At 41.2% G+C, this 24,392-nt stretch carries 21 protein-coding genes; 12 read left to right on the top strand and 9 right to left on the bottom strand.

What is annotated here, in order from left to right; genetic code table 11:
- Genes rimO through BM192_RS16915 form a run of 3 tightly spaced genes read left to right on the top strand, consistent with a single transcriptional unit; the run spans position 1 to position 4,061 of the window.
- Entirely contained in the window at positions 1–1,335 is a 1,335-nt protein-coding gene (gene rimO, locus BM192_RS16905) for a 30S ribosomal protein S12 methylthiotransferase RimO (protein ID WP_037437634.1), read from the top strand.
- Positions 1,336–1,381: 46 nt separating this feature from the next.
- The gene (bshC, locus tag BM192_RS16910; RefSeq protein WP_037437632.1) at positions 1,382–2,968 is read left to right on the top strand and encodes a bacillithiol biosynthesis cysteine-adding enzyme BshC; all 1,587 of its coding nucleotides are present in this window, start codon (positions 1,382–1,384) and stop codon (positions 2,966–2,968) included.
- A gap of 7 nt (positions 2,969–2,975) precedes the next feature.
- Positions 2,976–4,061 (top strand): Ldh family oxidoreductase, encoded by a 1,086-nt coding sequence (locus tag BM192_RS16915; RefSeq protein WP_037437630.1) that lies wholly within the window; start codon positions 2,976–2,978, stop codon positions 4,059–4,061.
- An 87-nt stretch (positions 4,062–4,148) separates the two neighbouring features.
- On the opposite strand, the gene lepB is transcribed toward BM192_RS16915, so the two are convergent.
- The 5 genes from lepB to BM192_RS16940 are packed head-to-tail and all read right to left on the bottom strand — an operon-like array spanning position 4,149 to position 8,474.
- On the bottom strand, positions 4,149–5,345 hold the full coding sequence (gene lepB / locus BM192_RS16920; RefSeq protein WP_037437860.1) for a signal peptidase I: 1,197 nt from the start codon (positions 5,343–5,345) through the stop codon (positions 4,149–4,151).
- Between the two features lie 9 nt (positions 5,346–5,354).
- A complete protein-coding gene (gene dapB / locus BM192_RS16925; protein ID WP_037437861.1) occupies positions 5,355–6,095 on the bottom strand; it encodes a 4-hydroxy-tetrahydrodipicolinate reductase in 741 nt (246 codons plus the stop codon).
- A gap of 27 nt (positions 6,096–6,122) precedes the next feature.
- A complete protein-coding gene (locus BM192_RS16930; RefSeq protein WP_037437862.1) occupies positions 6,123–6,743 on the bottom strand; it encodes a DUF5683 domain-containing protein in 621 nt (206 codons plus the stop codon).
- Positions 6,743–7,660, bottom strand: a complete 918-nt coding sequence (locus BM192_RS16935; protein WP_037437863.1) for a ParB/RepB/Spo0J family partition protein — start codon at positions 7,658–7,660, stop codon at positions 6,743–6,745. The genes BM192_RS16930 and BM192_RS16935 overlap by 1 nt, the downstream gene beginning before the upstream one ends.
- A 10-nt stretch (positions 7,661–7,670) precedes the next feature.
- Entirely contained in the window at positions 7,671–8,474 is an 804-nt protein-coding gene (locus BM192_RS16940) for a ParA family protein (RefSeq protein ID WP_037437864.1), read from the bottom strand.
- A gap of 179 nt (positions 8,475–8,653) precedes the next feature.
- Between BM192_RS16940 and BM192_RS16945 the strand changes: the two genes are divergently transcribed.
- The gene (locus BM192_RS16945; RefSeq protein ID WP_037437865.1) at positions 8,654–9,175 is read left to right on the top strand and encodes an NADPH-dependent FMN reductase; all 522 of its coding nucleotides are present in this window, start codon (positions 8,654–8,656) and stop codon (positions 9,173–9,175) included.
- 9 nt (positions 9,176–9,184) lie between these two features.
- On the opposite strand, the gene BM192_RS16950 is transcribed toward BM192_RS16945, so the two are convergent.
- The 3 genes from BM192_RS16950 to leuS all read right to left on the bottom strand — a co-directional run bounded on the left by BM192_RS16950 (position 9,185) and on the right by leuS (position 15,156).
- Positions 9,185–9,640, bottom strand: a complete 456-nt coding sequence (locus tag BM192_RS16950) for a hypothetical protein (RefSeq protein WP_037437866.1) — start codon at positions 9,638–9,640, stop codon at positions 9,185–9,187.
- 96 nt (positions 9,641–9,736) lie between these two features.
- The gene (locus tag BM192_RS16955) at positions 9,737–12,154 is read right to left on the bottom strand and encodes a TonB-dependent receptor (protein WP_074591298.1); all 2,418 of its coding nucleotides are present in this window, start codon (positions 12,152–12,154) and stop codon (positions 9,737–9,739) included.
- A gap of 203 nt (positions 12,155–12,357) precedes the next feature.
- Positions 12,358–15,156 (bottom strand): leucine--tRNA ligase, encoded by a 2,799-nt coding sequence (gene leuS / locus BM192_RS16960; protein ID WP_037437899.1) that lies wholly within the window; start codon positions 15,154–15,156, stop codon positions 12,358–12,360.
- Positions 15,157–15,368: 212 nt separating this feature from the next.
- On the opposite strand from leuS, the gene BM192_RS16965 reads away from it, so the two are divergent.
- The 8 genes from BM192_RS16965 to BM192_RS17005 all read left to right on the top strand — a co-directional run bounded on the left by BM192_RS16965 (position 15,369) and on the right by BM192_RS17005 (position 23,672).
- Positions 15,369–16,247 carry a cell division protein FtsX gene (locus tag BM192_RS16965; RefSeq protein ID WP_037437868.1) on the top strand — a complete coding sequence of 293 codons (879 nt, stop codon included), beginning with the start codon at positions 15,369–15,371 and terminating at the stop codon, positions 16,245–16,247.
- Positions 16,247–16,471, top strand: a complete 225-nt coding sequence (locus BM192_RS16970) for a DUF3098 domain-containing protein (RefSeq protein WP_037437869.1) — start codon at positions 16,247–16,249, stop codon at positions 16,469–16,471. Before BM192_RS16965 ends, BM192_RS16970 begins: the two co-directional genes overlap by 1 nt.
- A gap of 6 nt (positions 16,472–16,477) precedes the next feature.
- A complete protein-coding gene (locus BM192_RS16975) occupies positions 16,478–17,272 on the top strand; it encodes an undecaprenyl-diphosphate phosphatase (RefSeq protein WP_037437870.1) in 795 nt (264 codons plus the stop codon).
- A 33-nt stretch (positions 17,273–17,305) separates the two neighbouring features.
- Entirely contained in the window at positions 17,306–18,046 is a 741-nt protein-coding gene (gene truB, locus BM192_RS16980; protein WP_037437872.1) for a tRNA pseudouridine(55) synthase TruB, read from the top strand.
- Between the two features lie 3 nt (positions 18,047–18,049).
- Positions 18,050–18,913 carry a YitT family protein gene (locus BM192_RS16985; RefSeq protein WP_037437873.1) on the top strand — a complete coding sequence of 288 codons (864 nt, stop codon included), beginning with the start codon at positions 18,050–18,052 and terminating at the stop codon, positions 18,911–18,913.
- Positions 18,914–18,924: 11 nt separating this feature from the next.
- Entirely contained in the window at positions 18,925–19,869 is a 945-nt protein-coding gene (locus BM192_RS16990; protein WP_037437874.1) for a bifunctional riboflavin kinase/FAD synthetase, read from the top strand.
- A 458-nt stretch (positions 19,870–20,327) separates the two neighbouring features.
- On the top strand, positions 20,328–22,556 hold the full coding sequence (locus BM192_RS17000; RefSeq protein WP_037437877.1) for a monovalent cation:proton antiporter family protein: 2,229 nt from the start codon (positions 20,328–20,330) through the stop codon (positions 22,554–22,556).
- Positions 22,557–22,634: 78 nt separating this feature from the next.
- On the top strand, positions 22,635–23,672 hold the full coding sequence (locus BM192_RS17005; protein ID WP_037437878.1) for a hypothetical protein: 1,038 nt from the start codon (positions 22,635–22,637) through the stop codon (positions 23,670–23,672).
- Positions 23,673–23,732: 60 nt separating this feature from the next.
- Here the strand turns inward: BM192_RS17005 and BM192_RS17010 are convergent, their stop codons facing one another.
- Positions 23,733–24,353 (bottom strand): lysine transporter LysE, encoded by a 621-nt coding sequence (locus BM192_RS17010; RefSeq protein WP_037437879.1) that lies wholly within the window; start codon positions 24,351–24,353, stop codon positions 23,733–23,735.
- Positions 24,354–24,392 lie beyond the last annotated feature (39 nt).

Genomic DNA, 24,392 nt, shown 5'->3' on the forward strand with positions numbered 1-24,392 from the left:
ATGAATACCAAAACAACTTCCAGGATCATCCCCCTGAAAAAACCTAAGATTAACGTAATTACACTGGGTTGTTCCAAAAACATTTACGATTCTGAAGTATTAATGGGTCAACTGAAAGGAAATAACCTCGATGTGGTTCATGAAGCCTCCACTATGGGTAAGGATGATATCGTAGTTATCAATACCTGCGGCTTTATCGATAATGCAAAACAGGAATCAATTGATACAATCCTTCAATACAGCCAGTTGAAAGAAGCTGGAAAGTTAAGTAAGGTTATTGTAACCGGATGTCTTTCTGAACGTTACAAACCAGAATTAGAATCGGAAATTACTAATGTCGATGCTTTTTTTGGTACAAATGACCTGCAGAACATTCTACATTCATTAGGTGCAAATTACAAACACGAACTAATTGGTGAGCGTTTACTCACGACGCCTTCACACTTCGCCTATTTCAAAATTGCAGAAGGCTGTAACCGCCCCTGCTCTTTCTGCGCAATTCCGCTGATGCGTGGTAAACATGTATCAACCGATATAGAAGCCTTGGTTAAGGAAGCTAAAATCCTTGCAGCCAATGGAACGAAAGAACTGATCCTTATTGCACAGGATTTAACTTATTACGGTCTTGACATATACGGTAAAAGAAACCTTGATGAATTGTTGAGAAGACTGTCCGATATCAATGGTATCGAATGGATAAGATTACAATATGCCTATCCTTCTGGTTTCCCAATGGAAATTCTGGATGTGATGAACGAAATGGAAAATATCTGTAACTACCTGGATATGCCTTTACAGCATATTACTGATCCGATGCTAAAATCGATGAGACGTGGTATCACTAAACAAAAAACTATTGATATCGTGAATCAGATCCGTGATAAGGTGCCTAATATCGCTATGCGTACCACATTAATCTGTGGCTATCCTGGCGAAACGGAACAGGATTTTGAAGAGATGCTACGGTGGGTAGAAGATACCCGTTTTGACAGGTTAGGCTGCTTCACTTATTCACATGAGGAAAAAACTCACGCGCACCAGCTGGTAGACGATGTACCTGACGAGGTGAAACAGGAACGTGTGGATGCTATAATGGAATTACAACAAGGTATTTCTTATGAGATTAACCAGGAAAAAATTGGTCAGACATTCAAAGTTCTGGTAGACCGCAAAGAAGGAGATTTCTTTATCGGGCGTACAGAATTTGATTCACCTGAAGTGGATAATGAGGTCTTGATCGATGCGACAACTGGTTATGCTGCCATTGGAAGCTTCGTTAATGTAGCTATCGACCGTGCTGAAGATTTCGATCTCTATGGACAAATTGTCAAATAAATGATGCAGGTGGAGAATTGCGGATTATTAACTTAATTTAGTGCCAATGCAGGCCAAGTACATCTCTTACCAACAAACAAATTCATTCTCAGGTATCGTTTTAGATTACTTGAATGAAGATCAGAAACTGGAGTCCTTTTATCAGTACGCTCCTACTATTGCCGGCTTTGAAAGAGCCATTGCGGAACGGAAATTTTCCGGTGACCGGGATCTTCTCGTTCGCTGCCTGCAGGAACAATACAAGGCAATTAACCCTGGAGCTGAAACACTCCATCAAATAGAATTACTAGCTGATGACCGGACGTTTACTATAACAACAGGTCATCAGCTTAATATATTTACAGGCCCTCTTTATTTTATTTATAAGATCGTCACAGCCATAAATCTGGCTGCTGAACTGCAACAACGTTTTCCGGATTACCGGTTTATACCGGTTTACTGGATGGCTACAGAAGACCACGATTTTGAAGAGATCAACCACCTTAGCCTGGAGGACAAAAAATTAAGCTGGGATACCGCAGCGGCCGGAGCTACTGGCAGGCTTGATACCAGTAGTCTTGCTGAGACTTTACTCGCCTACAAAGGTTACCTGGGTATTAGTGAAAATGGCACTGAATTAGCCGAATTTGCAGAACAGGCATATAGCGGTTCCCAATCACTTTCTGCAGCAACCCGTAAACTCGTTCACGCTTTATTTGGAAAGAAAGGTTTGATCTGTGTAGATGCAGATGACAGCAGGCTAAAGGCTCAGTTTGCACCTGTCATTTACAAAGACATTACTGGTGAGCATAGTTTTAAAAATATCAGTGAGCGTAATAGCGAACTGGAAAACCTAGGGTACAAACCTCAGGTAAATCCAAGGGAGATAAACTTCTTCTATATGGATGATAAATTGCGCGAACGTATTATCCTGGAAAACGGGCAATACCAGGTCATGCACACCGACATCCGTTTTACGGAGGAAAGTCTGCTGGCCGAAATACAGGCACATCCGGAAAAGTTCAGCCCGAATGTGGTGATGCGCCCGCTTTATCAGGAAATAATCCTGCCTAATCTGGCTTATATTGGCGGCGGCGCTGAAGTGACCTACTGGTTACAGCTTAAATCTAATTTTGACTTTTTCCAGGTACCTTTCCCGGTGCTTGTGCTGAGAAACTCAGCATTAGTTATAGATAGCCGCGCCGCAAGAAAAATGCATATTCTGGGAATTGACCAGATTAGCCTGTTCCTGGATAATGAACAACTCAAAAACCAGTGGGTTAAAACCAATGTTGGTGATTCTTTATGTTTGGATGATGAACAACGTGCTATACGCGCAGTCTTCGACCAGATTAAATTGAATGCCTATAAAATAGATAAGACACTTTCTATGTCTGCTGATGGTGCAAAAACCAAAGCACTGAAACTGGTAACCAATCTAGAAAAGAAAATGCTGCGTGCAGAAAAACGCAGACATAATACTTCTCTGCTCCAAATTGACAAATTAAAGAACGATCTGTTTCCTTCCGGGGTATTGCAGGAAAGGGTTTTGAATATCGCACCTATGTATATCAACTATGGTGGTGATTTCATCGATAGTCTTTGTGCAACATTCAAGCCCCTGGATAAACAATTCACGATTCTATACGAATAATTCAAATATGGCTTTCCATACTTTCCCAGAACCGCATCTCCGTAATTTTACAAACCGGGTTTTTATAGCAATGGGTTGTCCGCCTGCTGATGCAGAGCTGGCTACCGATGTATTACTCCGCTCAGATCTGCGTGGTATCGACTCTCATGGTGTCGCGCGTTTAAGCGGTTATATCCGTTTATGGAAGAAGAACAGAATTAATGCTGTACCAAATATCCGGATTGTTCATGAAACACCGACCACGGCTACTGTAAATGGCGATGGAGGTCTCGGCCTTGTGGTAGCCCCTTTTGCGATGAAGATCGCCATAGAGAAAGCTAAAGTTTATGGTTCTGGCTGGGTTTCAGTAACTAATTCCAACCACTTCGGAATTGCAGGTTACCATGCACTACTGGCCGTAGAGCAGGATATGATTGGCATCAGTATGACTAATGCCAGCCCTCTGGTAGCACCTACCTATGCAAATGAACGTCTTTTAGGAACGAATCCAATGTGTTATGCTTTCCCTGCAGGAGATTACCCACCAGTTGTAATTGACATGGCGACAGCGGCAGCGGCCAATGGTAAATTAGAAATTGCACAGCGTGCACAACTACCCATTCCGGAAGGCTGGGCACAGGATAAAAATGGAGTTGGTTCTACGGACCCTAATGAATTAAAAGCTGGAGGGTCACTGTTGCCCCTGGGTAGCGATAAGGATCATGGCAGTCACAAAGGTTACGGACTGAGTGCTGCTGTAGATATTTTGAGTGCCGTTCTTTCGGGTGCGAACTATGGTCCCTGGGTACCGCCTTTTGTATCTTTCCTGGAACCTCCTGCTGACCCTGTCGGTGAAGGAATCGGTCATTTTCTGGGGGCAATGCGCATAGACGGTTTCCGTCCTGCAGCTGATTTTAAACATCATATGGATAACTGGATTACAAGGTTTAAAGCAGCAAAGACTATTGACCCGGATAAAAAAGTAATTATACCAGGCGAACCTGAATTCGCATTTGAACAGGAAAGAGCGGAACAAGGAATTCCTCTAATAGATGTAGTGGTTAATGATCTGAATGAACTGGCAGATCAGTTACAAATTCCACGCCTTTCTTAGAAATTCGTTATCCAGCATTATATATAACTTACAAAAAAGGCTCCTGTAAATTAATTTACAGGAGCCTTTTTTGTAAGTTGATTCCGTTTAGTGGATACTATGGAATAGTCTGTTCCATCTGATTTTGCTGAAGAAAGAACCATCTGTATCATAACTCATCCATACAAACAGTGCTTTTCCTACAATATGATCTTCCGGCACAAATCCCCAGTAACGTGAGTCCAATGAATTATGGCGGTTATCTCCCATCATCCAGTAATAATTCATTTTGAATGTATAACTATCCGCTTTCTGGCCATTGACTAACCATCCGTTTGCAGTTTTCTCAAGTTTATTACCTTCATAAACTGTAATCGCACGTTGATACATCGGAATAGTTGCACTGTCGAGCTTTACGGTCAGGCCTTCTTTTGGTATTAGTATAGGACCCCAGTTATCTGCATTCCAGTTCCTGTTGGGATCATGAGGAAATACGTTTTCTTCTTTAACACCTGGTTCTGCTGTTCTTACTTTCACTGAAGTTACAAAGTCAAGCTTTCCTACTTTCGCCATCATTTCCGGAGTTCCAAGGAAATTATAGGTATCATCTGAAAGCCCCATAATATCGCGTTGTATTTTGAAGCCCATTTCTTCGAAAACCTGGAAGTTAACATCGCTGGTTTTAAATTTAACCAAATAGTCAATCTGACCTGTATTTTCCATTGGTACCGGTTTTCCATTTACAGAAACCAATCCGTCTTTCATAGTGAGAACGTCACCTGCAATACCTATACAACGTTTAATATAGTTCTCCCGTTTATCTACAGGACGGCTGATAATAGTATATGCATTATGTACGGCTTCTCTTCCGTTGGCCCTAACCATATCATAATAATCTCTGTCTTGTGCTTCGACAGCTACAGTATCACCGTCAGGAAAATTAAATACGACTACGTCATTTCTTTTAATATCCTGAAGTCCGGGTAATCTTCTGTATTTCCATTGAATACCGTCATAATAGGCTTTGGTGCCCGTTACAGGCATAGTATGGTGCGCAAAAGGAAAAGCGACAGGCGTCATCGGAATTCTCGCGCCGTAATTCACTTTGCTTACGAAAAGGAAGTCACCGATTAGTAATGACCGCTCCATTGAACCGGTAGGTATGGTATAAGCTTCAATAAAGAATACTCTGATGACAGTAGCAGCGACTACAGCAAATATTACCGCGTCTGCCCACTCCCGGCTTTTAGTCTTTTTCTTCTTGCTTGCTGTTTCTTTATTTTTTTGCCAGAACTTCCAATTCATATCTTATTGTTATTTAAAATTAAATATATCGGCTATATTGAAAAAGCCTTGTTTATGCTGCAGCCACTCCGCAGCAACCACTGCGCCTAATGCAAACCCAGCCCGGTTATGCGCGGTATGTTTGATCTCAATCTCATCAACCTCCGAACTGTAGATAACCGTATGTGTTCCTGGTACATTTTCAATTCGCTCAGAGGCTATCAGTAGCTGATCTGCTTTAAGCACATCGCCACTAACTGAACCATCCAGCTCATTCAACCATTCATTTTTTCTGTCGAGTTGTTCAATAATTCCTTCTGCCAGCGTCATTGCTGTTCCACTTGGAGAATCCAGTTTTTGGGTATGATGAATTTCTTCTACCTGCACATCATATGCAGGATAGTTGTTCATCACTTTTGCAAGAACCTCATTAATATGAAAGAATAAATTAACACCTATACTGAAGTTTGACCCATAAAGTAAACTATTGTTACGGCTAAGGCACTCATTTTTTATTTCCTGTAACTGACCGTACCATCCTGTGGTACCAACTACTAATGGAACGTTCGCGTCGAAGCACATGTAAATGTTATTTATCGCTGCATCGGGCGTACTGAAATCGATCGCAACATCGGCCTTCTTCAGGTTAGCAGCAGTTAGGTCTTCCTGGTTGTCTACACTGATTTTCAGGACAATCTCATGTCCTCTTTCTATCGCAAAACGTTCAATAATCTGACCCATTTTACCATAACCGATTAATGCAATATTCATGTGTTGTTATTTTAAGATTTAGAAGCTTTATAGTCTGATCGCTAATTTAAATGCGGGTGCAAAGCTGTTGTTGTAGCCATACATAGAACCTGAACTGATTACTGTTGGAGAGATTTTCAAGGCCAGATTGTTACCAATATCAAAGTACTTCAGTCTTGCATCTACATAAGCTTCGATAATATTTACTGCGTAAAGCGCTCCAATTGAAAAGATGACCACCTCACGGTTTCGTCGGTAAATATCTTTAGCAGCAACCAGCCCCGTGGTAGTGTACCTTTGCAGCGAACCATCAGGATCCGGGGCATCATTGTTTTCCAGGCGATACTGGAGTTCTTTCAAGTAAACTTTATATTGTCTGTTATTGTCCATATAGGACATTACCAGAACAGCACCACCGGCATAGATTGCAGCGATTTTGATACCGCGGTAGACGTTCAGTCCATTTCCATACTGTCCCCATCCTGGTAACACTGCAGACCTGAAAATCGCTTTCCTTCCAGCCAGCTTACCTGGATTTACATACTTAGCTGTATCTGCCGGGGCCGGGGTACGTTTAAGCGTATCACCTTTAACAGTAAAACCCTCCTGCGCATAGCACGCATTGATTGCCAGCAAAAAGCTTATGGTTAATAATATATTTTTAAGCATTACCAGTCTAATAATTCCAGGATTCTGCTCAGATCGTCATCGGATACAAACGGTATTTCAATGGCACCTTTACCATTCTCCCCTACTTTGAGTTTCACTTTGGATGCGAAGCGCGATGCCAGATCTTTCTGCAGTTTCTGATATTCAAATGAAACTCCCGCAGCCTGTTTACCAGGCTTAGGCTTTATTTGTAAAGTATCGATACTTCGAACCAGTTCTTCAACCTTTCTTACCGACAAGCCCTTATCCAGAATTTCCTGATGAATAAATAATTGTTTTTCAGTATCCTCGACACTGATCAGTGCACGAGCATGTCCCATAGAGATCTTCTGATCACGGATAGAGATCTGAATTGCTGGAGGTAATTTCAAAAGGCGCAGGTAGTTGGTTACTGTAGACCTGTTCTTGCCTACGCGTTCTCCAAGTTGTTCCTGCTTAAGGTTACATTCTTCCAGCATACGCTGAAAACTTAAAGCTACTTCTATCGCATTGAGGTTTTCACGTTGTATATTTTCAATCAGCGCCATTTCCAGCATCTGCTGGTCGTCAGCTTTCCTGATATACGCAGGGATCTCTGTCAGTCCGGCTATTTTAGTAGCCCGCAGACGTCTTTCACCAGCGATAAGCTCATAGCCGCCCTGCTGAGTTTTACGCACTGTGATCGGCTGAATAAGACCTTGTATCCGAATAGAATCGGCAAGTTCATTTAATGCAACTTCGTCAAATGCTGTTCTTGGCTGATATGGATTGGTTGATATCTCCTTCAAAGGAATCATTCCGATAGGACCTGTCTGTGTCTTCTGTTCCGTTTCACTAACCTGATTGATCTCGTTTCTGGGTGGATGCGAAGCATCACTATCATCCAAAAGCGCACTTAATCCTCTTCCTAATCCTGTTTTTCGCTGAAAAGATGTCATTCAATAAAATTTAAATGTTTGCAGAACTCACATCCCGGATCTCTTTAACAAGTCCGTTCTTGCGGACAATTTCGCGGGCAAGGTTCAGATAATTGATCGCTCCCTTACAATTGGCATCATGCATAATTACTGACACGCCATAACTCGGGGCTTCACTTAAGCGGGTGTTTCTTTGTATGATGGTTTCAAATACCAGATCCTGAAAGTGCGTTCTGACTTCTTCCACAACCTGATTGGACAGACGCAGTCTGACGTCATACATCGTTAACAGAATACCTTCGATCTCCAGGGCAGTATTTAACCTGTTCTGTACAATCTTTATTGTATTTAATAATTTACCCAATCCTTCTAATGCAAAATACTCGCATTGAACAGGAATAATTACAGAATCGGCAGCAGTAAGCGCATTTATAGTAATCAGACCGAGTGAAGGGGAACAATCGATAATAATAAAATCGTACTGATCTTTAACTTTTTCCAGTACTGCTTTCATTTTATACTCCCGGTTGGTCAGATTGATCATCTCAATCTCAGCGCCGACTAGGTCGATATGAGCAGGTAACAGATCCAAATTAGGAGTTTCTGTTTTCTGAATAGCTTCAGCAGGTTCTATATCATTGATAATGCATTCATAGATGCTATTTTTAATACTTCTGGGATCGAATCCAATACCAGAGGTGGAGTTGGCCTGAGGATCGGCATCAACTAACAAAGTTCTGTACTCTAAAACGGCGAGGCTGGCAGCTAAATTGATGGATGACGTTGTTTTACCGACACCACCTTTCTGGTTGGCCAATGCAATAATTTTACTCATTTATCTTCTTAATAATTATCAATTATTTTCTGAGAATTTGTCTATTAGATTGTTCCTGTAAAAAACGCTATTATTGCCTATATTTAGGCGCTTTTTAACAATTAGCTAAGATACAAACTAAATAACAATATTAGTGTTAAACCAATAAGTGTTTTGAACATCTTATTAACAATCCATACATGATTACTATCGTTTCCGGCACTAACAGACCTGGTAGCAATACGCTCAAAGTCGCAAAATATTATCAGCAGGCAATGGCAGACAGAGGAATAAGCAGCAATTTACTCAGTCTGGATTTACTCCCCGACAATATCATCCAAACAGACCTTTACGGAAAACGTTCTCCTGCATTTAAATCGACCCTGGAGCTCGTTAATCAAACTGAAAAATTCGTATTTATTATTCCTGAATATAATGGTAGTTTCCCTGGCGTACTTAAGGTTTTTATTGACGCCTGTGAATTTCCTGCCAGCTTTTACGATAAAAAATGCTGTCTCGTTGGCATCTCATCGGGCAAATATGGAAACATACGTGGTATAGATCATTTTGGTGGCGTTTGCAGTTATCTGCACCTGAATGTAATGCCGCTCCGTCTGCATATTCCAGCAATAAAAACGGAACTGAATGAGCACAATACCTTCTTTAGGGAAGATACCCTTAAATTTACAACCGAACAGATCGAGAAATTTATACTGTATTAGCCCTAGATTTTAAACTGCAAATGACATCCAGGTTTTCCCCTCGTTTCCGAAAATGAAATACCCTGGATAAAGGATTTCAGCTATATCTTCAAAAGCATCTACCAAGGACTGAGGATCGCTGAACGCAGCAGTGGCATCTTCCAAAAGATAAACTTTATTATATTCTACTGCCGGCCATTCTTTCTGCAGCAACTGCGGAACCTGGCCCATCATTTCAGGGATACCTGTATTTGGCTGATGATAAATAAGAATCCGGGCCTGCAGGGGATCGTCTTGCACTGAACAACCAGCTGCTTCCAGCAATTGCTTAAGTACAGAATCGGCCTGATTATCCAGATTCAAGCAAATTACCGGCACCGGCTCCATAAATTTAATCTTATGCAAGATGATATCTACCCTTTCCTGTAAATATTCCTGGATACTCTCATCTCCGACACTATTAATCACTGCAGTTAAAAAGGACATAATTTGCGTTTTCTTGCCGCAAAAGTAACGAAAGCGGGCCGAATAAAAAAAGGCTGCCTTTAAAAGGCAGCCTTCGTCAATCTGTATAGAAATATTTTATTGCTGGATACCACCGCCCATACCGCCGCCGGTCTCTCCTTGCTTAAGGTCATCATTATTTATCCCTTTTTTCTTTTTAGTTGATGGGTTGAAATTCATTTTACCGAATTTATAACTGAAGTTCACCCCAAAAGAACGCAGTGGGTAATAGACGTTTGTGCTTTGAAGGAACTGCGGACCGCTGTTTTCAGTACGGATATGTAGATCTCTGGAGAATACATTCAGCACGTTGATACCAACAGTGGCTTTCTTTTTCATAATATCTTTCTTGAATGCACCACCGTAGAATACCATTGCTCCTGTTTCACCCTGGAAAGTTCTTTTTGCGGCATTATAAACCGCGAAGATCTCTGTATTCCAACCTCCTTTAAAGGATATTGCAGAACGACCAAACACTGTATAATTTACGAAAAGATCAGTACTCACTTTAGTTTGAGAATTGGTGAGCTTATAAGTATTCATACTGAAATTACCCATCAGCGTCCATTTTGGCAACGGATTATAAGAGGCAAAGACGTTAGCCCCAAAAGATTCGTTTGTACCGATATTATAGTATGAAGTCAATTTTTGATTCGGATCGAAAAGACTCTCAATTACACCCCTTGTATTCCGGTAAAATACAGAAGCATTAATTACAGATCCTTTGATAAATGTAGAATAACCTAATTCAATCAGATCACTAATCTCAGGCGTCAGGTCGGGATTACCCTGACTTCTGTTTTCCGGATCGGCCTGGTTAAGGAACGGATTCAGGTAAAACAGACTCGGGCGCTGCATCCTTTTGTTATAGCTCAGCTTCAAAGTACTGTTTCCTTTCAGTGTTTTCGAAAGGATCGCACTTGGAAACAGGTTAAAATAGTTATTAGACGAATTAATTGCATTTCCGGATACACTGCTGATATCTGTGTATTCAGCGCGCAGGCCTCCTTTCAGATCGAGAGTTTTAGCTAGTTTAATATTCAGCACACCGTAAGCGGCACCAACATTCTGATTATAATCAAAGTCCTGGTTTGTATCTTCATATTTACTTCTGATGTTTCTGAAAATACCTTTCATTCCTGTCTCCAGTTTCAGATCTTTACTAAATGGATAAATGTAATCTGACTGAATCGTATATTCATTATTTTTACCGGTATTATTATCATCTTGTCTTTCTGAAATAGTTCCATCTGACGCCTCTCTGAAAGTATTATATCTGGCCGTATTCCTACCGAAACTTGCCTGTCCGGAAACAGTGAACTCCTCACCTTCTTTTTTTGATGTTCTTCTGTAATCGGCACTCCAGTCAATGTTACTGGAACCATTTTCATTATCTGTCGGACGACGATAAGTATCGGATGTAGCAGCTAATCTTTCCAGCACATCCATCACACCATTCGTTTTCATTGAAAACTCATTGTATTTAATATTGGTGGATAAACTGTTGTATCCGTTAATATCATAATCCAGTCCGGCGCTGCCGCTAAATCCGTAGCGTTTGGCCTTTGTCGTTCCTATCTGTGAGATCGACCTGTCAGTTGCATAATTATCATTTTGAATGATGACCCTTGTATCTTGCGGAATTGCATACTGGCCCCCGAAATTACTGTTAAATCCTAAACGTCCTTTTTTAGCATTTAAACCAAAATTTGCATTATTCTGTCTGGTGCCTCCTGCTATACTTGCATTTCCATTGATACCCTGAGCCGTCTTTTTCTTGGTGATAATGTTAATAATACCACCCGAGCCTTCTGCATCGTATTTTGCCGAAGGGCTGGTAATGACCTCAACGCTTTTAATTTCTTCGGCAGGAATCATCTTAAGCGCATCTGCTACACTATTAGACATCGTGCCGGAGGGCTTACCATTAATCAGGACTCTAACTGCAGAGCTTCCACGAAGTGATGGGTTTCCTTCTATATCAACGGTTACCATAGGAACTTTACGCATAACGTCCCCCGCATTTCCACCTGCAGTAGTTACGTCCTGCTCCGCGTTATATACAACCTTATCAATTTTATTCTCAATTAACGGCGTTGTCCCTACAATGGCAACTTCTTTTAAATTACTTTGAGTACCAGAAATAGCGATAGTTCCTGCATTAAGGTCTGGTTTACCGGCTGTAGTCTCGACATCAATCGTTTTACTTTTGTAGCCCATAAAGCCAATGCTCAGCTGATATTTATCTGGTGAGATATTTTGCAGAACAACTTTTCCCTTAGCATCCGTGATAGCACCATTCACGGATTTTTTGTCTTTAATACGAATTAGTGATACAGTGGCATAATCTATTGGTGTCTGTGTTAAGGAGTCGACAATAACTGCAGTAATTTTACCGGTGATAGTCGATTTTTGAGCACCTCCGAGGCCAAACTGAGCACTGGCTGTCTGCTGCATAACACCGAACATTAATAATAGGAGTAGAAATTTTTTCATGAATTGTTTTATAGTAGTTTTAGTTCTTATGGGTGATTAGTCTCTGCAAATCTATTTTTGTTACAGCTTCGGCGGAATATTTTCTATATAAATAACATTTATACGCCGGTAAACCGTCGTTTAAGACCGGTGAAAAAAAATGCCCCGGATATTTTCCAGGGCATTTTTTATAAAACGTGTACCGGTCAGGGTCTACTCCCGTCTCAGATAACGATGTTGACGATTCTTCCCTTTACAATAATTACCTTCTTAGGGGTCTTACCTTCAAGGTATTTTTGAACAGTTTCATCTGCCAATACCAGTTCCTCTATTTCAGCGGACTCCAGGGCGAGGCTCAAATTGAGATTTGTCCTGGTCTTTCCGTTAACAGAAACGGGATAACTAAATTCATCTTCCACCAGATACTCAGGTTTAAATTCTGGGTAAACTGCTCCGGAAAGGCTTTCGTTATTTCCTAAAAGAGACCAGAGCTCTTCTGTGATATGCGGCGCATAAGGACTTAACACTAATACTAATTCCTGTAAAATCGCTTTCTTATTACATTTAAGATCTGTCAGTTCATTTACTGCAATCATAAAGCTCGAAACAGAAGTATTGAAAGAAAAACGTTCGATATCTTCCTGTACTTTTTTAATGATTTTATGCAATGCTTTCCATTCTGCTTTTGTCGGTTCGGCATCACTGACACTAAACTCCCACTGATCATTATGGAACAGGCGCCAGAATTTTCTCAGGAATTTAAATACACCTTCTATTCCATTTGTGTTCCATGGTTTACTTTGCTCCAACGGTCCTAGGAACATTTCATACATCCGCAACGTGTCTGCTCCATAGCCGGCGATCAGCACGTCAGGATTAACAACATTGAATTTAGACTTAGACATCTTCTCGACTTCTACACCACAGATGTATTTTCCATTTTCCAGTATAAATTCGGCTTCTGCAAATTCAGGTCTGAATTCTTTAAACTTCGCAATATTCAGCACTTCATTTTCGACAATATTCACATCGACATGCAAAGCTGCTGTCTTATACTGATCTTTCAATCCATGGGAAACCAGCGTCTGCGTACCTCGTCCGTCTTCTGCGACTACACGGTAAACAAAATTACTTCTGCCCTGGATCATGCCCTGGTTAATTAACTTTTTGAAAGGTTCTTCTTCATTCACATGCCCAAGATCTTTCAGGAATTTATTCCAGAACCTGCTATATAATAAGTGTCCGGTTGCATGTTCAGCGCCGCCGATATATAAATCTACATCTTTCCAGTAAGCGATTGCATCTTCGGATGCGAAAGCATTTTCGTTCTGGTTATCCATATACCTGTACCAGTACCAGCTCGAACCTGCCCAGCCTGGCATTGTACTTAATTCATACTGATATTGCTTTTCGTAAGTCCATTCATGTGCACGGCCCAACGGTGGCTCACCACTTTCTGTAGGCAGATATTTATCTACATCAGGAAGCAATAAAGGCAATTCGTCTTCCTTAATTAAATAAGGCAAGCCGTCTTTAAAGTAAACAGGAATAGGCTCACCCCAATATCTCTGTCTGCCAAAAATGGCATCGCGCATTCTATAGTTTATTTTTGCTTTACCAACCTGCATTTTCTCCAGCCATTCATTCAAGGTTGCCGTTGCTTCCTGATAATGCATGCCATTGATAAATCCAGAATTAACATACTTACCTTCTTTGGTTAAATCTGCCTGCAAGGTAATGTCCTGCTGCGCATCCAGAATCTGTATTACTGGCAGGTTAAAGTGCCTGGCGAATAACCAGTCCCGCTGATCACCACTTGGCACACCCATTACGGCTCCTGTTCCATAACCAGCAAGTACATAATCGGCGATCCACAGCTGCACTCTTTCTCCGCTAACAGGATTAATTACGTATGTACCTGTGAAGGCTCCCGAAACCGTTTTGGTATCAGCCATCCTGTCCAGTTCAGATTTTTTCTTGGTCTGCGCAATATATTGCTGTATTGCAGCTTCCTGTTCTGGTGTAGTTAATGCAGAAACGAGTTCGTGTTCGGGCGCAAGAACCAGATAAGAAACGCCAAAGATAGTATCCACTCTTGTCGTAAAAACTTCAATCTGATCAGTAGGAAGTCCTGCTGGTGGGTTTTCTATTTTAAACCTTACACTGGCGCCAACGCTTTTGCCGATCCAGTTCCGCTGCATTTCTTTAATCGGTTCCGGCCAGTCAATCGTATTCAACCCTTGTAACAAACGTTCAGCATAAGCAGAGATACGCATGCTCCACTGCATCATTTTCTTCTGTTCAACCGGATGCCCGCCCCTTTCAGAAAAACCTTCTTTAACTTCGTCATTAGCCAGCACCGTACCCAGTGCCGGACACCAGTTAACTGTAGATTCACGCAAATAAGTTAACCTGTATTTCAGGAGCTCTTTTTCCTGCTCTGTTTCACTTAACTTAGCCCAGTCGCCCGGTGCCAGATCCAAAATATCTTCGTCGGCCACAGCTTTAAGGCCAGCCGACCCTGCAGTACTGATTTTCTCAATCAATAAACTGATCGGCTCAGCTTTATCCGTTTCCAGATTATACCAGGAATTAAACAACTGCATAAAAATCCACTGTGTCCAGCGGTAATAGTCAGGCTCACTGGTTCTCACTTCACGGCTCCAGTCGAAAGAAAAACCGATCTGATCCAGTTGCCTGCGGTAAGTATTAATATTTGTTTCGGTTGTCAGGGCGGGATGTTTACCTGTTTGAATGGCATATTGTTCTGCCGGCAGACCGAATGAGTCATAACCCATTGGGTGCAGGACATTAAAGCCTTTCAGCCTTTTGTATCTTGCAAAGATATCTGAAGCAATATAGCCTAGTGGATGACCAACGTGCAAACCCGCCCCGGATGGGTAAGGAAACATGTCTAGTACATAATATTTAGGCTTAGCAGAATCCTGCTCTGCTTTAAACGTTTGATGCGCAGCCCAGAAGCCTTGCCATTTCTGTTCTATTTCTTTAAATTGGTAATCCATTGCAGCTAATTCCTTTGTATTGGGCGAAAATAACAAATAAAGGCTAGATATACCAATACGGGTATTTTCCCCGTTTAAAAGTATATAATTTATTATTTTGCTTATATTTCCTATTTTCGCAAAACATATCCCTGAAAACCGGGACCAGTCTGCGAATGGCGGCAGGTATTTCAGGTTTAAAAACAGCTGTAAAATCATCAAACAATCGACACATGGAAGAATTTGAAGTTAGCGATGCTTCTAAGAAAACTAAAACCATATACATTTCTACGATCTTTAGTATCACGCTGGTACTGCTGATGTTAGGCGTTTTGGGACTGATCCTGGTTCACGCAAAAAACTTGTCTAATTATGTGAAGGAAAATATAGTACTGAATATAATTGTCGATGAAGGTGCTAAAGAAGCCGATGTCTTACAATTTCAGAAGGAGCTAAATGCAAATCCAGCGGTAAAACAAACGCAGTATGTAAACAAAGAGCTGGCGGCAAGGAACCTGACACAGGATCTGGGAGAAGATTTCGTAAATTTTCTTGGATATAATCCGCTACTTTCGACAGTAGATGTATATCTGAAAGCTGAGTATGCAAATATTCAGGGCATCGACACGCTGAAAGCCCAAATCGGAAAGAACCCGGTGGTAAAGGAAGTAATTTATCAGAGCTCATTAATTGAAATGGTAAATAAGAATATTAACACCATTGGTTTAATTATTCTGGCTTTTGCAGCTATCCTGCTGGTTATTTCTATCGCTTTAATTAACAATACCATCCGCCTGGCTATTTACTCACAGCGTTTTCTGATTAAAAGTATGCAGCTGGTTGGTGCTACTAAAAACTTTATCCGCAAGCCATTTATTTTGCTCGCAATGCTGCACGGCTTAATTGCTTCTATTATTGCAGTGACTTTGCTGATGGGTCTGTTATTCTATGCACAGCGTGAAATTCCGGAAATCGTAATTTTGAGAAATTATACTGAATTTGGTATAGTACTGCTATTCCTGGTCGGAATAGGTATATTTATTACGGCTTTCAGCACTTCTTTTGCTGTCAGCAGATATTTACGATTAAAAACTTACGATCTTTACAGATAATGACAGAAAAAAGAACCGCTCCTGCAAGTCAGGATAGCAAAAACGAAATGGTTTTCACCAAAAAAAATTACCAACTACTGTTAATCAGTATTGCCATCGTTGTTGTGGGTTTCCTGCTGATGATCGGAACTACTGATATCTATGACGTTAGAAAAACGCTGATTGCACCAATGGTCGTTCTTTTCGGGTTCGGTTTTGGTATTTATGCCATCTTGAAAAAATAAGCTTACATGAACTTTCTTCAGACTATCATTCTCGCCGTTATCGAAGGCCTGACTGAGTTTTTACCGGTTTCATCTACCGGCCACATGATCATTGCCTCCTCTTTTATGGGTATCGCATCAGATCCTTTTGTAAAATTATTCACTATCGTGATTCAGCTTGGTGCTATTCTCTCTGTAGTGGTGCTTTATTTTAAGCGTTTCTTCAAAAGTCTTGATTTCTATTTTAAATTACTTGTTGCTTTTATACCAGCTGCCGTTTTCGGACTGCTGCTGAGTGATAAAATTGATGAACTGCTGGAAAGCCCTTTGACAGTAGCTGTTTCACTAGTTGTCGGTGGTGTTATTTTGCTTTTTGTCGACAAATGGTTTAATAACCCTGTGATTGAACGCGAAGAGGACATAAATTACCTCACCGCTTTTAAAATCGGCTTCTTTCAATGCCTGGCTATGATTCCGGGTGTATCCAGGTCCGGTGCAAGTATTGTAGGCGGTATGTCCCTAAAGCTAAGCAGAAAAGCGGCAGCTGAATTCTCATTCTTTCTGGCTGTCCCAACGATGTTCGCAGCCACGGCAAAGAAACTTTTCGATTTTTACAAGGAAGGTCATACAATCACCACTCAGGAAATCCAACTGCTTGCAGTAGGAAATATTGTTGCATTCATAGTTGCCCTGCTAGCTATTAAAAGCTTTATCGGCTACCTGAATAAAAACGGATTCCGCATGTTTGGCTGGTACAGAATTATTGCAGGCCTGATTATTATTGCGCTTATTTACAGCGGACATAACCTGCAAATTATTTAATCCGTAAATTGCGGCTTTAATTACCATACCGTTTTGAGCGTACAAAAATTACAGGAGAGAACCTTCAATTTTGCAGAAGGTGAATTATTACTCATCAACAAGCCCTATAAATGGACTAGTTTTGATGTGGTCGGCAAAATCAGGAATTCTCTGAAACCGCTTAAACTAAAAGTTGGTCATGCGGGTACGCTAGACCCATTGGCTACCGGCCTGCTGATCTTATGCACCGGTAAACTGACTAAACAGATTGATACCTTTCAGTCGGAAGACAAGGAATATACCGGAACCATGGTTCTTGGTGCCACAACTCCTTCATTTGACATGGAAACAGAAGTCGACGCGGAATTTCCATTGGACGCATTGACTGAAGAGGCTATCTACGCTGCTGCTACTCCATTCACAGGTGATATACAACAATACCCCCCCGCCCACTCTGCTGTTAAAATAAACGGAGAAAGGCTATATGTAAAGGCGAGACGTGGTGAGGAACAGGAACTGCGATTGCGCAATGTAACTGTACATGTATTTGAAATTACACGGATTGCACTGCCTGAGGTAGATTTCAGAATTGCCTGCAGTAAGGGAACTTATATCCGTTCTCTTGTTTCGGATTTTGGAAGATTACTGAATAATGGCGCTTATCTATCTAAACTCACACGTACCCGCAGCGGAAGTTTCCTTCTTGAAGATGCCATAGAAGTTACTGATATGGTTTCTTACCTGAAGTTACAACGTGAACTCCATACCTTAAATTCTGCGGTTGCTAATAGCTAGTTTATGCACAACCACCTGAAAAACAAATCACTCCGGCATCTTAAGGACTTTTTTCTTGTTGCATGCGGAATCATTTCTGCTTGTTTCGGATTAAAGAGTTTCCTGATGCCAAATGGTTTTATTGACGGTGGGGTAACTGGAATCTCCCTTTTGATCAGCACACTAACCGGGCTTAAGCTTTCTTACCTGATTATCCTCATCAATATTCCTTTTGTTATCCTTGGCTATCACCAGATTGGTAAAGCATTTGCAGTTAAGACAGCTTTTGCAATCGCCATACTGGCTACAATGCTCTTCCTGGTTCCTTTCCCGTCTATAACTCATGATAAATTGCTCATTGCATTTTTCGGCGGACTTTTTCTGGGTGGCGGTATAGGACTCGCCATGCGTGGTGGCTGTGTAATTGACGGAACAGAGGTTCTAGCGCTTTACATCAGTAAAAATAGCATGCTGACGGTTGGCAATATTATTCTCATCCTGAATATTCTCATTTTCGGTGTAGCCGCACTCTTTCTCGGTATAGAAACCGCGATGTATGCGATCCTTACTTATCTTTCTGCTTCAAAGACAGTAGATTTTGTTGTTAACGGCCTGGAACAATACATCGGCGTTACGATTATCTCAGAGAAAGCAGTAGAGATCAAACAGTTTCTGATCAATGATATGAAACGCGGCGTTACTGTTTACAAAGGTGAAGGTGGCTACGGTGAGCATAAAGAAATAGATATTCTGTATACTGTAATGACCAAACTGGAAATGGGTAAATTATCTTCGGAGATCCGCCAGATGGATCCGGATGCATTCATTGTCCAGCAACAAATTGCAGATATTAAAGGCGGAGTGGTCAAACGCCAGGCTTTGCATTAAATAATAAGATTGTGAAAATATATAATAACCTTGCTGAATTTAAGAGACTGGACCATGCAGTCGTAACTATTGGTACTTATGACGGTGTGCATTTTGGACACCGCAAAATTATCAGCAGGCTCTGTGATCTTGCCAAATCTAATGGTGGAGAAAGCGTAATCCTTACTTTCTTTCCACACCCAAGGCTTATTATCGATCCTGAAAATCAGGATCTCAAAATGATTAATACTATTGAGGAGAAAGCAGAAATGCTGGAAAAACTTGGTGTGGATCATTTGATTATTACCCCTTTCACGCGTGATTTCTCCAATCTCAGCCCAGATGAATATATCAGGGAGATTCTTGTGGATACTATAGGCTTAAAAAATCTGATTGTAGGTTATGACCACCGTTTTGGTAAAAACAGGAGCGGAGGTATGAAGGAATTGCTGGAAAGTGCGTCCAAACTTGGCTTTGAAGTGGAACAGATAGATGAACAGGATATCAACGATGTTGCAGTTAGTTCTACAAAAATCAGAGAGTCTCTGTTAAATGGAAATGTTGCACTTGCTGCGACTTATCTCGGCTATCCGTTTTCGCTGTACGGCCCTGTGATTAAAGGCGATAAAATAGGTCGCACAATTGGATTTCCAACTGCAAATATATTTATTGAACAGGCTTATAAACTAATTCCTTCGGATGGCATTTATGCGGTAACGATTTCTATGGAAAACCAAAATTACCGGGGTATGGCGTATATCGGTCAGCGTCCGACGATCAATGGAATGACGCGTAATATAGAAGTCAATATATTTGATTTCGACAGGGAGATCTATGGTCAGTATATCAAAATGAACTTTATGGAATTCCTGAGGCACGACGTCAAGTTCACTGGTCTTGAAGCACTTAAGATCCAATTACAAAAAGACAAGGAAGACACCATATCTTATTTTGAAAAGATAGATAATTCCATATAACTATCTGTTTCCCGTTCAAAAACCACCTTATTTTTGTATATTTACAACAATGAGATCGATTTTAACGGTTTTTTTTCTGCTGCTCATATTCAATTCCTGCTATGCCAGGGAGCTTGAATCGGATGCTGCTGTTTCGGTCTCTCAACACCATATAACGCCAAAGATAATCTCAAAATTCAGAATGGATTCTAATTCTGAAAGCAAACACCTTTTTCGTCTAAACAACACTGAGCACAGGACTCTTAACCGGATCCAGTTCAGCCAGTTCTCACCTGCCAGCATGCGCCTTTTTGATGCGGGTGCTATTAAGTATCTACGGGCATTTAGCAGCCGTATATATATTGGCGATCCAGCATTAAATTATAAATTCATATTTCATCTGCTCTACCCCAAACACGTCTTTTGGTAGCTTCCGTGATGCTTATCTTAAATTTCACACACAAATATGATCCTTTTATATGCTGCATTTACCTGTTTTAATTACCGATCTGGGCTTGATTCTCGCTGCTGCAGGAATCACAACTTTACTTTTTAAAAAAATCAAACAACCATTAGTTCTTGGCTACATTCTGGCCGGACTGCTGGTAGGACCACATATTAACTTTATCCCTACTGTCACTGACAATGAAAGTATCCATATCTGGGCAGAAATAGGTGTAATCTTCCTATTGTTCAGTCTGGGACTAGAGTTCAGTTTCAAGAAACTGGTTAAAGTCGGAGGCTCCGCTTCCATCACAGCGGTTGTGGAAGTCTTCTTCATGCTGCTGATTGGATTTGTGGCCGGAAAGGCCATGGGATGGACCACAATGGACAGTATTTTCCTCGGCGGTATTCTTTCGGTCTCTTCGACAACAATTATTATCCGGGCTTTTGAAGAGCTGGGGGTAAAACATAAGAAATTTGCAGGTCTGGTATTCGGCGTACTGATTGTAGAAGATCTGGTTGCGATTTTACTGCTGGTTCTGCTATCTACACTAGCTGTGAGTCAGCAATTCGCAGGAACGGAAATGTTCCTGTCGATTCTTAAATTATGTTTCTTTCTAATCCTCTGGTTTATTGGCGGTATTTTTCTGGTGCCTACTTTCCTGAAAGCAACTAAGAAATTGATGAACGATGAGACCATGCTCATTGTGTCTATTGCCCTCTGCCTGATTATGGTTATGCTGGCGGTAAAGGTCGGCTTCTCTCCCGCCCTGGGCGCATTTATTATGGGTTCCATCCTTGCTGAAACTACGCAAGCTGAAAAAATCGAACATCTGACTAAATCTGTTAAGGATCTATTCGCTGCAATTTTCTTCGTGTCTGTAGGGATGATGATAGACCCTGGAATTTTACTGGATTATGCGGTTCCAATTCTGGTTATTACCCTGGCTACTATTCTTGGTAAATTCATGAGCTCCGGACTTGGTGCGCTGGTATCAGGACAGCCGCTGAAAACGTCGGTACAAACGGGTATGAGTCTTGCCCAAATCGGAGAATTCTCGTTTATCATCGCCACATTAGGAGTAACGCTTAAAGTTACCAGTGATTTTCTTTATCCGATCGCTGTTGCAGTATCTGCAATTACCACATTCACAACTCCCTATCTGATTAAGGCATCAGAGCCATTCTATCTTTTTTTGGAAAGAATAATGCCTAAGAAATGGCTTGATGCGCTCAACCGTTACAGTTCAAGTACGGCAGGTATTACTACCATGAGTGACTGGAGAGTCCTTCTCCGTGCTTATACTTTTAACACGATCATTCACCTGGTTATTCTAGTTGCAATTATTTTTATCGGCTCAAGGTATCTGCAGCCATTCATCACTGAAAATATTATTAACGGAAATAACGGCACAATGATCAGCCTGATTTTAACATTTATCCTTACTGCGCCATTTTTATGGGCTCTGGCCTTACGCAGAATTGAGCGTAAAGCACATTCTCATCTCTGGTTGAATAAAAAATACACGAGAGGTCCGCTGGTTGCACTGGAAGTGCTGCGTATTGCATTAGCAATCTTTGCTGTGGGCTTTCTGATCTTCCAGTTCTATAATACCCTGGTTGCCCTGGGAATCGCATTTGGCCTGATTGTTCTGGGCATGTATTTCTTTTCCAGGAAGCTGCAGCAGTTCTACGACAGGCTCGAAAATCGTTTCCTGCACAACCTGAATGCACGTGAGGAACTGCAAAAACAACCTGAAATCCTGCCATGGGACACTCACTTAACAGAATTGAGTATCTCCCCTGATTCTCCGTTAGTAGGAAAATCTCTGATAGAGCTTGCCGTGAGAGAGAAATACGGTGTTAATATCGCCATGATTGAAAGGGGTCACAGAATGATTCCTACTCCTGGCAGGGATGAAAGGCTTTACCCAAATGACAAAGTCATGCTGATTGGTACTGATGATCAGCTAGCGGCGATTACCGAATTGTTCAAAGGTGTCACAGATGAAAATCAGGAAACCAGTTTCCCGAAGAAGGATATGACGCTGCAGAAAGTCGTAATTACGAGTTCTTCGCCGGTTTATAACCAAAGTATCCGTGAATCTGGTATAAGGGAGAAGACACAGGGGCTTGTTGTCGGTATTGAAAGAAATGGTGTACGGATCCTCAACCCGGATTCCAATCTCGTCTTTGAAAATGAGGACATTGTCTGGATTGTAGGTAATACAAAGAAAATACCCGATCTGCTCAAAAAAACATAATGAACTGATCATTGTTTATCCGATGAAACAACTAGCTTCGTTTTGGAAGCCGTCTTTTCGGCTTCCAGTTTTTTTAATATGAAAATCGATCAGGACAAAAGTGATTTTTTAGATGAGATGCTGGACATGTGGCAGCATGAAAATTTATTGTCCGAAGCTGATGCGCAAAAACTGAAAGGTAGCTATGAAGCCAAATCCTTTGACTGGAGACGGCTTGCCCAATACTCTTTCTGGATTGCTATGGCTTGCGGAGTCGTCTCTCTCGGCGCCTTGCTAATCGACAACAAGGTTCTCGATTATCTTTATAAACTATATGATACGCCTGACAGTCTCATCTGTCTTATTTCTGCAGCTGCAGCAGCATACCTGTATTATATCAGCTTTAAAAGAAAAAAATCCAGGGCGATGGAAGTATTCAGTAATGATGCCCTGATCTTCACCGCTGTAATGTTAACAGCAAATGCAATCGCCTATCTTGGTAAAGCGCTGGGAAAAGGCGAGAGTCATTTTTCTCTGCTTATACTTTTTTCAGTACTGATTTATGGTATTCTTGCATTTATATTTAAATCCCGATTAATCTGGATCTTTACTATGATCTCTTTTGGCGCATGGTTTGGAACTGAAACTGGTTATCTTTCCCGTGACAACCTTTATTTTCTGGGAATGAATTTCCCGCTCAGATTCGTATGCTTCGGTCTTCTGCTTACATCAGCGGCTTTAATGCTGCGCAAGATTAAAGCATTCAGTTTCTTCTACGAAACTACCTATATCGGTGGTATGATTTACCTGTTCGTCTCTTTATGGCTGATCTCCGTCTTTGGGAATTTCGGTACGCTGGATCAATGGTATGGGATAAGACAGATAAGTTTGTTTTATTGGGCATTGATTTCGATGAGTGCCTGTGGTATCAGTATTTTCGCAGGTTTGAAATTCAGGGATGATATAGCTAGAGAATTCGGAATCACATTTCTTTTTATAAACCTGTATACCCGCTATTTTGAGTATTTCTGGGATACCTGGCACAAGGCTCTTTTTTTCAGTGTCCTGGCAGCGTCATTCTGGTTTATAGGACGCAGGGCCGAGAAGATATGGAACCTGGAATTTCTCAAAAAATAAAAGCAACATTTTTTAGAAGCGACTAAAAGCTATTTAGCGTTGGAGAACTTCCGCCAATTGTTATTTAATAAAATGAATGTAGATCAGTTTGAAGATATGATAGGCCGAAAGAGCGAAGAACAGACCGGCAATCGCTTTATTTACGACGTAAGTTGTCAGTGTAAATTTTGTCTGTATATATTGGGCAAAACGGGCAAAGCCGTAAAGTGCTAATCCCGCGCCTATTCCCGACCCGATACTAAATACACTAAGCGACACATAACCGATATCAATCCACTCATGTGAGATCAGGTAGGTACCGACAAACAGCCAAAAAGGGATCTGCATAGGATTTAAAACCCCTAGTAGCATGCCATACCGGATGCTGTCTTTATTGGAATAGTCTGTTTTAGGCATTTCTTTCCTCGATCGCCAGGTGGTTATTCCCAATACTAGAAAAAGGGCAATCATCACGCCATCTATATAATTCCCGAACTCAATTTCACTCGATAACCATTGCACAAAACGCATGACACCAAATGTAAAAAGAACCTCAATAACGGAGAATGCAGCTATGAAATATAGTGCTTGCTTAATACCCCTGGTAATAGTAAGCTGAACAACCGTAAGGTTGATATTTCCGGGTGGTATGTATCCCAGAGAGTTCAGAATAACGCCCAGGAAAAAGGTTAGAAAAAGCATCCGCTAATATAAATAAAATTTAGTGAGCGGATGCTGAAT

It is taken from the genome of Pedobacter antarcticus, assembly GCF_900112985.1.
In the GTDB taxonomy this organism is placed as follows: domain Bacteria; phylum Bacteroidota; class Bacteroidia; order Sphingobacteriales; family Sphingobacteriaceae; genus Pedobacter; species Pedobacter antarcticus.

What these genes read in the sequence shown, in the direction of transcription:
- rimO (WP_037437634.1), top strand. Translation starts at nt 1, where the DNA reads ATGAATACCAAAACAACTTCCAGGATCATCCCCCTGAAAAAACCTAAG.
- bshC (WP_037437632.1), top strand. Translation starts at nt 1,382, where the DNA reads ATGCAGGCCAAGTACATCTCTTACCAACAAACAAATTCATTCTCAGGT.
- BM192_RS16915 (WP_037437630.1), top strand. Translation starts at nt 2,976, where the DNA reads ATGGCTTTCCATACTTTCCCAGAACCGCATCTCCGTAATTTTACAAAC.
- lepB (WP_037437860.1), bottom strand. Translation starts at nt 5,345, where the DNA reads ATGAATTGGAAGTTCTGGCAAAAAAATAAAGAAACAGCAAGCAAGAAG.
- dapB (WP_037437861.1), bottom strand. Translation starts at nt 6,095, where the DNA reads ATGAATATTGCATTAATCGGTTATGGTAAAATGGGTCAGATTATTGAA.
- BM192_RS16930 (WP_037437862.1), bottom strand. Translation starts at nt 6,743, where the DNA reads ATGCTTAAAAATATATTATTAACCATAAGCTTTTTGCTGGCAATCAAT.
- BM192_RS16935 (WP_037437863.1), bottom strand. Translation starts at nt 7,660, where the DNA reads ATGACATCTTTTCAGCGAAAAACAGGATTAGGAAGAGGATTAAGTGCG.
- BM192_RS16940 (WP_037437864.1), bottom strand. Translation starts at nt 8,474, where the DNA reads ATGAGTAAAATTATTGCATTGGCCAACCAGAAAGGTGGTGTCGGTAAA.
- BM192_RS16945 (WP_037437865.1), top strand. Translation starts at nt 8,654, where the DNA reads ATGATTACTATCGTTTCCGGCACTAACAGACCTGGTAGCAATACGCTC.
- BM192_RS16950 (WP_037437866.1), bottom strand. Translation starts at nt 9,640, where the DNA reads ATGTCCTTTTTAACTGCAGTGATTAATAGTGTCGGAGATGAGAGTATC.
- BM192_RS16955 (WP_074591298.1), bottom strand. Translation starts at nt 12,154, where the DNA reads ATGAAAAAATTTCTACTCCTATTATTAATGTTCGGTGTTATGCAGCAG.
- leuS (WP_037437899.1), bottom strand. Translation starts at nt 15,156, where the DNA reads ATGGATTACCAATTTAAAGAAATAGAACAGAAATGGCAAGGCTTCTGG.
- BM192_RS16965 (WP_037437868.1), top strand. Translation starts at nt 15,369, where the DNA reads ATGGAAGAATTTGAAGTTAGCGATGCTTCTAAGAAAACTAAAACCATA.
- BM192_RS16970 (WP_037437869.1), top strand. Translation starts at nt 16,247, where the DNA reads ATGACAGAAAAAAGAACCGCTCCTGCAAGTCAGGATAGCAAAAACGAA.
- BM192_RS16975 (WP_037437870.1), top strand. Translation starts at nt 16,478, where the DNA reads ATGAACTTTCTTCAGACTATCATTCTCGCCGTTATCGAAGGCCTGACT.
- BM192_RS16985 (WP_037437873.1), top strand. Translation starts at nt 18,050, where the DNA reads ATGCACAACCACCTGAAAAACAAATCACTCCGGCATCTTAAGGACTTT.
- BM192_RS17000 (WP_037437877.1), top strand. Translation starts at nt 20,328, where the DNA reads ATGCTGCATTTACCTGTTTTAATTACCGATCTGGGCTTGATTCTCGCT.
- BM192_RS17005 (WP_037437878.1), top strand. Translation starts at nt 22,635, where the DNA reads ATGAAAATCGATCAGGACAAAAGTGATTTTTTAGATGAGATGCTGGAC.
- BM192_RS17010 (WP_037437879.1), bottom strand. Translation starts at nt 24,353, where the DNA reads ATGCTTTTTCTAACCTTTTTCCTGGGCGTTATTCTGAACTCTCTGGGA.